Below are 12,158 nucleotides of genomic sequence, written 5' to 3' on the forward strand. Positions count from 1 at the left end.
GATCTAGGGCAGACGACTGGCCGGTCCACCCTCGATCTCCGGCTGGATCAGCCGGAAGTGAGATTCGCTGCGCTGCATGTGCCGTCGCTGGTAGTCGCCCACGATGTGCTTGCCGTCGACCATGCCGGTCAACATCAGCCGGTCGGGACCGTCCAGACGAAAGTGCAGCACGATGGGCGGATCCGATTCGTGCCTCTTGATCTCCAGTCGGTCGTCGTGGATCTCGAACAGGTAGACGGTGACGTAGCCGGCGGGAACCTGGGTGACGAAGCTGGTGTAGTCGTCGACCCGGTCGGCGATCGCGACATTCGTCCACGGCGCAGGAGACGTCTGCTGCAGCGTCGCCTCTATGCCGTCGACCGTGAATGACGTTGCGCGCCAGACTCCGTCGATGTCCGATTCCCTGTGCCGAATGTCGTAGAACGTGACGACGCTGAACGTCGCGACCAGTGCGACGACGACGCCTGCGATGGTGAACTTCGCCACGGTGCCGGTCCGACGCAACCACCGCCTGCCGGAACCCAACGCCGGCCACAGCGCGACCGGTTCGGGAGTGCCACGCTGGAACACCATTTGGGCCAGGCCCCGCCAGTACGGCGAGGTGATCGCGACGGCGATGAAGAACAGGGCTCCGGACACCAGTTTCACCGGAACGTCGTAGAACAGATTGAGCAGGAACACCTGCCCCATGGCGCCGATCGCGATCAGCGCGCCCAACAGCCACGTCCGATTCCACAGAAGCAGCACGCCGGCAACGAATTCGACGAGACCGGCGGCCACCGAGTATGGGTCGGAGGCGCCCATGAAACCCCACAGTGTGTTCATCATGCTGACATCGCCGACCATCTGGATCTGGTAGCCGGGCAGCATCATGTAGGCCATCTGCGTCGGAATGAGCTTGGCCAGACCGTAGAGCAGCATCGAGACGGCCAGACCGAACCGGGCGAACACCAGCAGCAGGGCGGCAAGGCTGCGGTAGTTGGGCCTACGCCGGTCCAGCGCGGTCCAGATCGCGGTGATCAGCAGGGCCACCAGAATCCAGCCCAGGTGGAAGCACCACTCCGCCAAGGAATCAGCACCCCCATTGACGTTCAGGTACACGCCCTCACCGCGGGTGACGAAGCTGCCCAAGTTGGCGAGCGCCTGCAGAAGCGGAGCCATCAACATGCTCAGGCCGAAGTTGCCGTACACCGAGAGGATCAGGATTCCGCCGCCGATGGTGAAGAACAGCCGGAACGCCAGCTTCTGCTTGCCGGTCCATTCGGGCGCCGAGATCTCGTCGGGGTTGCTAGTGGTCAAGGTGTCCGCGTCGCCGGTCGTCGTGCTCACCGGATTGACGCTAGTGATGAATAGGCGCCGATGTCCCCGGGGAAAACCTCCAACTTGCCGGCGACGATCTCCCCGATGTCGCCGACTGTGCGGTTCCGTACGCGACGAGCCGGATACAAGCTCATTCTCGGCGGGAATGGCTGGGCAAGCAGATACCTTGTAGATGCCATGCAACTCACAGACGAAGCCCGCGCCCTCATCGGCAACGGGGCCAACGCGACGCTCGTGACTTTGAATGCCGATGGCAGCCCACAGGTTTCGGTGGTGTGGGTGGAACTGCAAGGTGACGAGCTGGTCAGCGCGCACCTCGCCGACTACAAGAAGCTGCGCAACATGCGCCGCGATCCCAGGGTCGCGGTCACCATCATCGGTACCGATCGGGGCGCGGCGTCGGTTAATCCGTATCTCGCGATCAGCGGTACCGCACGCATCGTGGAGGGCGGGGCACCCGACGTGCTGACCCGGCTGACCAACGTGATGGCACCGGAGTTCAACGGCCAGTTCCCGCCGGCCGAAGCGCCGCCGGGATTCCTGACCCGCATCACCATTGAGAAGGTGACGGGCGTCGGCCCCTGGGCATGAAAAAGCCGATGTCCGTTCTCAAACGTGATGTCACATTCTCAAAATCGATGTCACACCGATGTCACAAGTAACTCTAGATCTCACGCAATGTCACAACAACTAGGAGTGCTGAGAATTTGGGTGCGGGGCTCGGTTATGTGTGTCGAGGAAGTTGTCGTTGGCGGCATCTGTGGATTGCAACGGTGATTCAGCGATCAAGTTCAGCGAGGGCGGATACGGCGGCGTTGTGCCCGCACATGCCGTGGGCTCCTGGTCCGGGCGGGGTGGCAGCAGAGCAGATATACATGCCGGGTATGCCAATTGTGTATGGGGACAGCGTGATACGTGGTCCGAATGTGAGTTGGCGGATGTCCTTGGCGCCGGTGACGATGTCGCCGCCGACATAGTTGGCGTTGTAGGCGGCCATCTGCGTGGTCGACCGAACGGCCTGTCCGATGATGCGTTCTTGGAAGCCGGGTGCGAAGCGCTCGATCTGGGTGATGATCGCCTTGACGGCATCACCGGTATAGCCGTGCGGGACATGGGCGTAGGTCCACACCGGATGAATGTTGCCGACCGATCGTTGTGGGTCGGCGAGGTATTGCTGACCGATGAGAACGAACGGGCGCTGCGGCATCCGCCCGGCATGAATGTCTCGCTCGGTCGCGGCGAGTTCGGCGTGATTGCCGCCGAGGTGAACGGTTCCGGCTCGGCGTGCGTGTGGATTGGTCCATGGAACGCCGTCCTGTACGGCGAAGTCGACCTTGAACGCACCGGGCCCGTGGCGGAACCTGCGGAACGCTCGCGCTACCCGCGCTGGCAGGCGCTCGCCGAGGATGTCGGCGATGGCGCGGGGTGCGAGGTCGAACATGGTGATGTCTGCGGGCGGCAACTGGGACGGCGTCTTGATGCGAACCCCGGTCTCGATTTTGCCGCCGAGATCGTCCAACAGGGAGGCCAGCGCCGCGATGATCGATTGCGAGCCGCCAGCGGCGACCGGCCAGCCGTGCCGGTGCCCGGCGGTGATGATGCCGAGCCCGATCGCCGAGGTCATCGGGTAGTGCAGCGGGCGGAAGGTGTGTGCCGCGACGCCGCCGAACAATGCGCGGCCCCTCTCGGTGCGGAACAGACGCGCTGCAACCGAACCCGGCAGCAGGGTCGGCAGGCCGAACCGGGCCAATGTCAGCGGATGTCTGGGTACTCGCAGCAGCGGCCCCATGATGTCTTCTGACAGGGCGTCGAACTTCGTCGCCGGCCCGGCGAATGCCATCCGCCACAGCGCGGCGTCGCGGCCGAGTCCGGCAGCTGTTTCTTCGATCGATCTGCGGAGCACTCCGGCGCTGCCGTCATCCAGCGGATGCACGCAGTCGATGTCCGGCCAGCGCCACGACAGCCCGTAGCGGTCGAGGTCGAGACTGTTGAGAAATGGCGACCCGACGGCCATCGGATGAAATGCCGAACAATGGTCGTGCAGCAGCCCGGGAACAATGGCCTCGCTGGATCGGGCACCGCCACCGATTTCGGCGGCGGCCTCCAGAACGGTGACCTCCACGCCTGCGTTGGCCAGGGTGACGGCGGCGGCCAGCCCGTTGGGGCCGGCGCCGATGACGGTCGCGGTGCTCAGGTCATCGCCCCGAACCGGCGGCCAGATCTTGGTCCGGTTGATGATGTGTCCTGGCCGGTCCCATGGTGGGTGACCAGCTCACCTGGGTGGGGATCGGGCCGTTGGGCAGCCACGGCTGCTCGGCAACGGCGTCGGCGACCTTCCAAGTTCCGCGCTCGATTACCCCGCGCGCGGCGTCGATCACCTTGTAGTGCTGCACTGCACTGCCTATGGCTTGGGATTCCACCCACACCACGACCAACTCACCTGGCTCGAAGTTGGCCCGACTTTGCACGGCGGCGATCATGTCCTCGTTGTACAAGTGCCCGTCGCCGAAGTTGAACCCAATCAACGAGTTACAGACCACCTCGGCTTCGCGCACCGTACGGGTGTCGATGTCGGGCAGGTGTCTGAGGAGCAGCGAGAACAGGCCGCGGCCTTGACTGTGCATGCTGCGAAACGCTGCCGTGCCCTGAGTGACAATTTCCGCCCACTTGGGCTCGTAGCCGAACGCGAGCAGCTGATCGACCGGATTGGTCGTGGGGCGGGTGACCCGATTGAGCTTCTCTTCGGCGCCGGGTGTGAACGCCCACAGCGCCGAGCACCAGTTGCCCGCGTACTGCCGCATCGCCGGCAGGAACGACACCAGGTCGGGCCGCGCGTTGCCCAGAATCGGGAAGAACAGCAGTGCCGCCACGACTGCGATCGTCAGCCACGGCGAGGACATGTCAGCGATCCCGTATCCGTGCCAGGCCGGGAATCCGAGGAACAGGAAGACCGTGGCGTAGGCGAACAGCACGTTCCACTCCAACGGCACCGCCATCGGGAAGGTCGAAACGATGAAGAGGTGAAACCCCACCATCACCACGACCGCGGCGATGGTCAGCGGCTGGTACGGCGAGAACAACAGCACCAACGGTGTGACGATCTCGACGAACGTGCCAGCACCGTGAGCGGTCAGATTAGCCAGCCGCGAAGGGCGAAGATCGTCCGGGAAATCGCGCCAGTAGGCACGTTTGATCGACTTGAACGGCAGTGCAGGGCTGTTGCTCACCATCGGGGGTATGACGTTGGCGAAATGTCGACCGAACTTGGAGAACCCGGCACCGATCCACACGACCACGATCAACAACTTGAGCGCGATGACCATGTCGCCGAACGGCAGAACCGTGAAGAAGACCAGCGCCGGCAGGTACTGCTCGCCGCGGGCGGCCAAAAACACAGTCTTGTCGCGCAGACCATTGACGATGAGCAAGGTGATCACCGGAATGACCAGGACCGGGTTGACCAATCCGGAAGTGTTGCCGGGCAGCGCCTCTGACAAGGAATCGCTGTATACACCCGGAGGAACGAGCGCGGCGATTTCAGTTCCGAGCAGCGCCAGGTAGAGGGCCACGTCGACCCTGGTACGCCGGTTTCCGGCGGTGAACGGAACCCGTCGCCACGGTCGCAGCCGGATGGTGTCCAGTCGAGCCCAGAACCGGATTCCTCCGGTCATCGGCTTAGCTTTCCCGGCCAGTGGCCCCCACGACCCCGCCACGCCGAGCGTCTCCAGCAGCAACGTCCAGAGGATGGCTTTCTGGTACACGATCGGTTGATCCCACCATTGCGAGATGTGCCAGAAGGCAGGAAGATTCGACGTCACGGTGGCCACGACGACACCACCAAGGATGTAGAAGAACAGCAGCTTCACGATATAGATCGTGTGAACCACCCGCGGTACGCCGTACCCGTTCTCCACCCAGTGTTGAACGAGCAACCGCATGCGCTCCATCAGTGGCAGCGCTAGGAATTCGTCGGGATCGACGGGCGGAAATGTCGGCTCGATGAACCCCATGGTCAGCTTCCTATCGTTACGATTGCGGTTCTAAGTGGTTCGCGATCAGGGGGATTCGATCGAGCAGCCGGCGCAGCCACGGTGAGTGATGCGCACGCCGGAGCGGTTCTCAGTCCTCGTTGGTGACGTGATCCCCACGGGCTGGTCATGCTTCGTCGAGACCCGCGGATCTGGCTGCATGTCGTCACTGGCGATCAAGCGTCCGTTCGCGCTCGAAACCCTTTCGTGCGCGCCCGAAGTACCGCAGGCGTTCAGGTGTGAGCGGCCAGGCGCAGCGCACAGTGGTGCCAATCGCAGTGAGGATCAGTTCATCGGTTCGGGTCCAGTCGAGGTCGAGATGCTCGCGGGCACGCTCCGGTAGCAGTCCGGTGGTGAGCCACAGCATCGAGCCGCGGACCGGGCGGCGCAGAATCGCCCACAGAATGGGCGGGACCTGCGTGGGCCGCACATCGGAGGCCGCGCGGTCTCGGTACACCGCGTCGGTGGTCTGGTTGCGGCCCAGCCGGTTCGCGAGCATCTCATTCCAATAGGCCTCGAAATCGGCCCAATCCGTCCAGTGTTCGCGGGGTGCTCGCACGCCATAGGCGTCCCAGTAGGTCCGCGACTCCGCGATGAGCTGATCCTTCTCGCTGAGCGTCAGCGGAGTTCCGAAGCGTTCCTGCGTGGCGACCATCGACTCGACGAAGGTCGCGTGCACCCAGAAGAACACCTCCGGACCCAAGGCGTGCCAACGGCGCCCGTCAGCGTCGGTGCCCACCCTGCCCTTGTGGAAACCACGCACCGTATGCCCGGTCCGCAGGGCGGGGTCGTCATAGACAACACCAAGGATCGGGGGAAGGGACCGCAGCAGTCGATCGAAGAGTTCCCACCGGAACTGCGAGCTGTCCCAAAGCACAGCCCCCACGCCCGGGTGCATCGCCTGCAACGTGGCCGTACGGAATCCCACGGGGGTCGATCGCCTGTCCCCGAAAAGCTTCCACGTCAACGAGTTTGAATCCAGACCCGGGTTGACCGTCGCTGCGGGCAAAGGGAGCGGGTTGGACGACTGCGGAGCGGGCACGGCATCGCCTATCGAGAGAGTAATAATTAAAGATGCTCTCTTACGCTATCGCACTATGATTGGCTTGTGAAGCCCGCACACCAGTCAGCAGACGATGCACCTGCGATGGATCCCTACGCCGAGGGAATTCTCACCGCAGCCCGCGGCTTGCTGGTTCAGCACGGCCTACGACGCACGTCGTTGGCTGACATCGCCAAATCCGCCAAGGTCGCACCAGCGACGTTGTATCGCCGTTTCGCCACCCGCGAGGCCTTGCTGGAATCACTGCTGACCCGCGAAGCCAACGAGCTTCTCGCGCGGGTGGACGCGGCCGTCGCCGGCATCGACGATCCCGAAGAGGCCCTCGTCGCGGCATTCCTGGTATTTACCCGCGCGCTCCGCGATCACGACCTGCTCCAGACCTTCATCGCATCGGACCCGGATCGGGTGCTGCCCATGCTCACCACAAACGGCGCACCGTATCTGGAACTTGGGCGGAGCTACCTCGCCAGCCAGTTACGACAAGCACGCGAGCGGGGAGCCAATCTCACCGCCGAGCCGGAAATCCTTGCCGAAATCTTCATGCGGATAGCGCAATCGTTCATCCTCACCACCGACACCGTCCTCCCACTCGACGACGAGCACGCCATCGCTGAGATCGCAGGAACGACCTTCGCCCGCCTCGCCTTCAGCCGCAGACAAACGGACTAAGCGGCGCCAAGGCGGTTACGTAGACCGCCGACGATATAGACCAGCGCCAGGATGAATTGCAGGCAGGCAGCCGTTCTCTAGCGGAACTGATTCAGATGCACGTGTAGTTCATCAGTCAAAAATGACACGAATTTGAGAAAAGCTGCGTATGACATTGGGTGAGAACACGGGTATCGCCGGAGCTCCCACTGTCGCGATGTGACAACCGTTTTGGGAACGGACAGCCGAGCCCGAGCTGGCGCACCAGCTCAGGCTCGGCGGGCAGAACTAGTTGGCGTGCAGCGCCTCGTTGAGGGTGATGCCGGTGCCGTCGCGCTTGACGACCTCGACCGCGCCGCTGACGGAGTTCCGGCGGAACAGCAGGTTGTTCGAGCCGGACAGCTCCTTGGCCTTGACGGTCTGACCGTCGGCGGTGGTCACCTTGGTGCCGCCGGTGACGTACAGGCCCGCTTCGATGACGCAGTCGTCGCCCAGTGAGATGCCCAGGCCGGCGTTGGCGCCCAGCAGGCAGCGCTTGCCCACCGAGATGACCTCTTTGCCGCCGCCGGACAGCGTGCCCATGATCGACGCGCCGCCGCCGACGTCGGAGCCGTCATCGACGACGACGCCCGCGGAGATGCGGCCCTCGACCATCGAGGTGCCCAGGGTGCCGGCATTGAAGTTGACGAAGCCCTCGTGCATGACGGTGGTGCCCGACGCGAGGTGCGCGCCCAGGCGGACGCGGTCGGCGTCGGCGATGCGCACGCCGGTCGGCAGCACGTAGTCGACCATGCGCGGGAACTTGTCGACGCCGAAGACGGTGACGGTGCCGCGGCGGCGCAGCTTGGCGCGGACGGTCTCGAAGCCCTCGACCGCGCAGGGGCCGAAGTTGGTCCACACCACGTTGGTCAGCAGGCCGAAGATGCCGTCCATGTTGGCGCCGTGAGGCGCGACCAGGCGGTGCGAGAGCAGGTGCAGCCGCAGGTAGGCGTCGTGTGCGTCGGCCGGCTTGTCGTCGAGCGAGGCGATGGTGGTGCGCACGACCTCGGTGCGCACGCCACGGTCCTCATCGGTGCCGACGAGAGCTTCCAGCTCAGCGGGGACCGGGCCGGCCGCGGCGTCAGCGGAGAGCTCCGGAGCGGGGAACCAGGTGTCCAGGACCGTTCCGTCGGCGGTGATGGTGGCGATGCCGATGCCAGATGCAGAAGTCACGTTGGCCAAGGTTACTGAACCAACGGTGGGCTGGGGGCACCACCCACGAGCGGGAGGTGCCCCCAGATCGCATGGAGTGCCGCTCACTGCAGGTGATGGACCTCCTGCAGGCCGAAGACCGGCGTCGGGATGCCTTCGTAGCGCGCCTTCAGCTGCAGCGCGAGGTACAGCGAGTAGTGCCGCGACTGGTGCAGGTTGCCGCCGTGGAACCACAGGTTCTCCTGCTGCGTGGGCTTCCACATGTTGCGCTGCTCGCCCTCCCACGGGCCGGGGTCTTTGGCGGTCCCGCTGCCCAGGCCCCACACCTTGCCGACCCGGTCGGCGATCTCCTGGCCCATCAGGTCGGCGGCCCAGCCGTTCATCGAGCCGTAGCCGGTCGCGTAGACCACGACGTCGGCCGGCAGCTCGGTGCCATCGGCGAGGACCACCGCGTCTGCCGTCAGGTGCGACACCTGGCCGTGGGCCAGCTTGATCGAGCCATCGGCCACCAGCTCACACGCGCCGACGTCGATGTAGTAGCCCGAGCCGCGGCGCAGGTACTTCATGAACAGTCCGGAGTCGTCGTCGCCGAAGTCCAGCTCGAAGCCGGCAGCCTCCAGTCGATCGTAGAAGTCCTTGTCCCGCAACCGGATCGCGTCGTAGATGGGACGCTGGAAGTCGGCCATGATGGCGTAGGGCAGCGACGCGAAGGTCAGGTCGGCCTTCTCCGTCGTCATGCCCGCGGCCACCGCGCGCTCGGAGTACAGATCGCCCAGGCCGAGGTCCATCAGCGAATCCGACTTGACGACGTGCGTCGACGACCGCTGCAGCATCGTCACGTCGACGCCGTTCTCGTACAAGGCTTTACAGATGTCGTGCGCGGAGTTGTTGGACCCGACCACGACGACCTTCTTGCCGACGTATCGATCGGGCCCTGGGTGCTGACTCGAGTGGTGCTGTTCCCCGGCGAAGACGTCCTGGCCTGGAAGTGTTGGGATGCTGGGCTTTCCGGACATGCCTGTCGCCAGCACCAGTTGGGTCGGGTGGAGAGTGAGCTGCTCGCCGTCGCGGTTGACTTCGACGGTCCAGTGGCCCGCATCGGAATCGTAAGTGGCCGACAGGCATTCGGTGCGCGACCAGTACGGCACCTCCATGACGCGCGTGTAGAACTCCAGCCAATCGCCGACCTTGTCCTTCGGCGCGAACACCGGCCAGTTGGCGGGGAACGGCAGGTAGGGCAGGTGGTCGTACCAGACGGGGTCGTGCAGGCACAGGGACTTGTAGCGCTTGCGCCACTGGTCGCCGGGCCGCTCGTGCTTGTCGACGACGATGGCAGGCACCCCGAGCTGACGCAGCCGCGCACCGAGCGCGATGCCGCCCTGCCCGCCGCCGATCACCAGCACATACGGCTGCGCCTCGCGACCCAGCGTCGCCTCTTCCTCCGCACGCTTCTCGGCCCACGACCGCGGGTCGGGATCGGACCCGTGCACCGCGCCGAGCACGCGCGTCGCACCCTTGCGCTCCTCATGGCCCTTGAGTTCCTGCAGCGTCGTCAGCAGCGTCCAGCCTTCGTCTCCACGTAGCCGCAGATGCCCGGAGCCGCGCCCGGTGGCCGTCTCGAACTCGATGAACGCCGACGTCACATCGCCGTCCGCCGTGGCCGGTTCCCGGGTCCGGAACCCGGACGGGGTCGTGTCGGCCAGCCGTGCGCGCAGCATGCCGGCAATCTGGTCGCGACCCGCCACGGTCTTGAGATTCCAGGTGAACGCCACGAGGTCACGCCAGAAGCTGTCGACGGCGAACATCCCTGCGACGCCGTCGATGTCCTGCGCGGCCAGCGCCGCTTCGAAGTTCGCGAGCCAGGTCTCGACGCGCTCCTGCGGCGAGACGGCGGTAATCGGTTCAAGTGTGGAAGTCATGTGACCCAGAACACACGCGCGGCGCAACCTCCGACAAGAGTTGCACCACGTTGCAGCGTTGCAACCCCCTGCAACTCTGTCGGGGTGTGGTCGCCGTCACATAGAACTGGTGACATGAGAGCAGCTGTCTATTACGGACCCAACAAAGTCGCGGTCGAGGACGTCGCCGTTCCGGACCCCGGGCCGGGCACGGTCCAGCTGCAGGTCGGCTTCAACGGCATCTGCGGCACCGACCTGCACGAGTACTACGCCGGCCCCATCTTCGTCCCCACCCAGCCGCATCCGCTGACCCATCAAGAGCTGCCGCTGACGCTTGGCCACGAATTCTCCGGCACCATCACGGCTGTCGGTGCCGGCGTCACCGAGTGGCGTGAGGGCGACCGGGTGGCCGTCGAGCCGATCTACAAATGCGGCCACTGCGGACCCTGCGCGGCGGGTAACTACAACGTCTGTCAGCAGATCGGCTTCCACGGCCTGATGTCCGACGGCGGTATGGCCGAGTACACCGTGGTGCCGACGAACATGCTGCATCGGCTGCCGGACAACGTCTCGCTGGAACTCGGGGCGCTCGTCGAACCGATGTCGGTGGCCTACCACGCGGCGACCCTCGGCGACGTCAGCCCTGGCGACACCGCGATGGTCTTCGGCGCCGGGCCCATCGGCATCGGACTGTGGTTCGCCCTGCGCGGCAAGGGACTTCAGGATGTCTTCGTCGTCGAGCCGTCGCCGGTCCGGCGGGCCGCCATCGAAGCACTCGGCGCCACCACGCTGGACCCGACGACCACCGACGTGCCCGGCTTGATCGCCGACCACACCTACGGCGCCGGCGCCGACGCGGTGTTCGACGCCGCCGGCGTCACACCCGCTGTGGAGACGGCGCTGGCGTGCGTCGGGTCCCGCAAGCCGATGGTGAGCGTCGCCATCTACGAAAAGCCATTGCAGACACCACTTTTGAACCTGGTAATGAACGAATCCCGCATCCAAGGGTCGCTGTGCTACACCGGCGCCGACTTCGAGGCGGTCATCGCCTTGATGGCTCAGGGCGCCTACGACACCACCGGATGGGTCGCCCAGATTCCGATCGGTGAGGTGGTCGCCGAAGGATTCGAAGCGCTGCATGCGGGGAACAAGATGAAGGTTTTGGTCGACCCGACGCGATGAGCGGAGAAACAGAAATGACACTGGCAGGCAAAGTAGCCCTGGTCACCGGCGCCGGCCGGGGGATCGGACGCGGTATCGCACTGCGGTTGGCCCGCGACGGCGCCGACGTCGCGCTCGTCGACGTCGAAGCCGATCCATTGGCGGAGGTGGCCGCCGAGGTCTCCGAGATCGGCTGCAAATTCACGACTTTCGTCGCGGATGTCAGTCACCGGGATCAGGTGTTCGCCGCGGTCGACTACGTCGCGACCGAACTCGGCGGGCTGGACATCATGGTCAACAACGCCGGTGTCGCGATGGTCGGCCCGCTCGTCGACGTCACACCAGACGACCTGCAGCGGTTGTGGGCGATCAACGTCGACGGCGTGCTGTGGGGCATCCAGGCTGCCGTCGCGAAATTCAAGGAACTCGGCAATCAAGACAACGGGAAGATCAGCAAGATCATCAACGCCTCGTCGATCGCCGGGCATGACGGGTTCGCGATGCTCGGGCCGTACAGCGCCACCAAATTCGCGGTGCGGGCCTTGACTCAAGCCGCGGCCAAGGAGCACGCCGCCGACGGCATCACCGTGAATGCTTACTGTCCCGGCGTGGTGGGCACCGACATGTGGGTCGAGATCGACCAGCGATTCGCCGACCTGACCGGCGCCCCGGTGGGCGAGACCTACGCCAAGTTCGTCGGCGGGATTGCCCTGGGCCGGGCCGAAACCCCTGACGACGTAGCCGGATTCGTGTCCTATCTGGCCGGCCCCGACGCCGACTACATGACCGGGCAGGCCGGTCTGATCGACGGCGGTCTGGTTTATCGCTGACATGCGGAGCACAATCGGC

The 12,158-nt window shown here is 65.0% G+C and carries 10 protein-coding genes; 4 read left to right on the forward strand and 6 right to left on the reverse strand.

Annotated features, from left to right (window positions below; translation table 11 throughout):
* Window positions 1–3 precede the first annotated feature (3 nt).
* Window positions 4–1,329 (reverse strand): hypothetical protein, encoded by a 1,326-nt coding sequence (locus TL10_RS05190; protein ID WP_052506308.1) that lies wholly within the window; start codon window positions 1,327–1,329, stop codon window positions 4–6.
* 168 nt (window positions 1,330–1,497) lie between these two features.
* Between TL10_RS05190 and TL10_RS05195 the strand changes: the two genes are divergently transcribed.
* On the forward strand, window positions 1,498–1,911 hold the full coding sequence (locus TL10_RS05195; protein ID WP_043984777.1) for a PPOX class F420-dependent oxidoreductase: 414 nt from the start codon (window positions 1,498–1,500) through the stop codon (window positions 1,909–1,911).
* Between the two features lie 187 nt (window positions 1,912–2,098).
* On the opposite strand, the gene TL10_RS05200 is transcribed toward TL10_RS05195, so the two are convergent.
* From TL10_RS05200 to TL10_RS05210, 3 genes are all read right to left on the reverse strand, one after another.
* Window positions 2,099–3,514, reverse strand: a complete 1,416-nt coding sequence (locus TL10_RS05200; RefSeq protein WP_043984778.1) for a phytoene desaturase family protein — start codon at window positions 3,512–3,514, stop codon at window positions 2,099–2,101.
* A gap of 1 nt (window position 3,515) precedes the next feature.
* Window positions 3,516–5,330 (reverse strand): DUF3556 domain-containing protein, encoded by a 1,815-nt coding sequence (locus tag TL10_RS05205; protein WP_043984779.1) that lies wholly within the window; start codon window positions 5,328–5,330, stop codon window positions 3,516–3,518.
* Window positions 5,331–5,514: 184 nt separating this feature from the next.
* Window positions 5,515–6,390, reverse strand: coding sequence for an oxygenase MpaB family protein (locus TL10_RS05210; RefSeq protein WP_043395511.1), 876 nt, complete (start codon window positions 6,388–6,390; stop codon window positions 5,515–5,517).
* A gap of 105 nt (window positions 6,391–6,495) precedes the next feature.
* On the opposite strand from TL10_RS05210, the gene TL10_RS05215 reads away from it, so the two are divergent.
* Window positions 6,496–7,080 carry a TetR/AcrR family transcriptional regulator gene (locus TL10_RS05215; RefSeq protein ID WP_051954863.1) on the forward strand — a complete coding sequence of 195 codons (585 nt, stop codon included), beginning with the start codon at window positions 6,496–6,498 and terminating at the stop codon, window positions 7,078–7,080.
* Between the two features lie 267 nt (window positions 7,081–7,347).
* On the opposite strand, the gene dapD is transcribed toward TL10_RS05215, so the two are convergent.
* Together dapD and TL10_RS05225 are read right to left on the reverse strand one after the other, a co-directional pair.
* Entirely contained in the window at window positions 7,348–8,271 is a 924-nt protein-coding gene (gene dapD, locus TL10_RS05220; protein ID WP_043984841.1) for a 2,3,4,5-tetrahydropyridine-2,6-dicarboxylate N-succinyltransferase, read from the reverse strand.
* A gap of 83 nt (window positions 8,272–8,354) precedes the next feature.
* Entirely contained in the window at window positions 8,355–10,169 is a 1,815-nt protein-coding gene (locus TL10_RS05225; RefSeq protein ID WP_043984780.1) for an NAD(P)/FAD-dependent oxidoreductase, read from the reverse strand.
* Between the two features lie 114 nt (window positions 10,170–10,283).
* Here TL10_RS05225 and TL10_RS05230 point away from each other — a divergent pair, with 114 nt between their 5' ends.
* Together TL10_RS05230 and TL10_RS05235 are read left to right on the forward strand one after the other, a co-directional pair.
* Window positions 10,284–11,330, forward strand: coding sequence for a 2,3-butanediol dehydrogenase (locus TL10_RS05230; RefSeq protein ID WP_043984781.1), 1,047 nt, complete (start codon window positions 10,284–10,286; stop codon window positions 11,328–11,330).
* 14 nt (window positions 11,331–11,344) lie between these two features.
* Window positions 11,345–12,139, forward strand: coding sequence for an acetoin reductase (locus TL10_RS05235; protein WP_043984782.1), 795 nt, complete (start codon window positions 11,345–11,347; stop codon window positions 12,137–12,139).
* Window positions 12,140–12,158 lie beyond the last annotated feature (19 nt).

Origin of the sequence: Mycolicibacterium llatzerense, from assembly GCF_000878195.1 — a bacterium.
GTDB classification, from domain to species: Bacteria; Actinomycetota; Actinomycetes; order Mycobacteriales; family Mycobacteriaceae; genus Mycobacterium; species Mycobacterium llatzerense.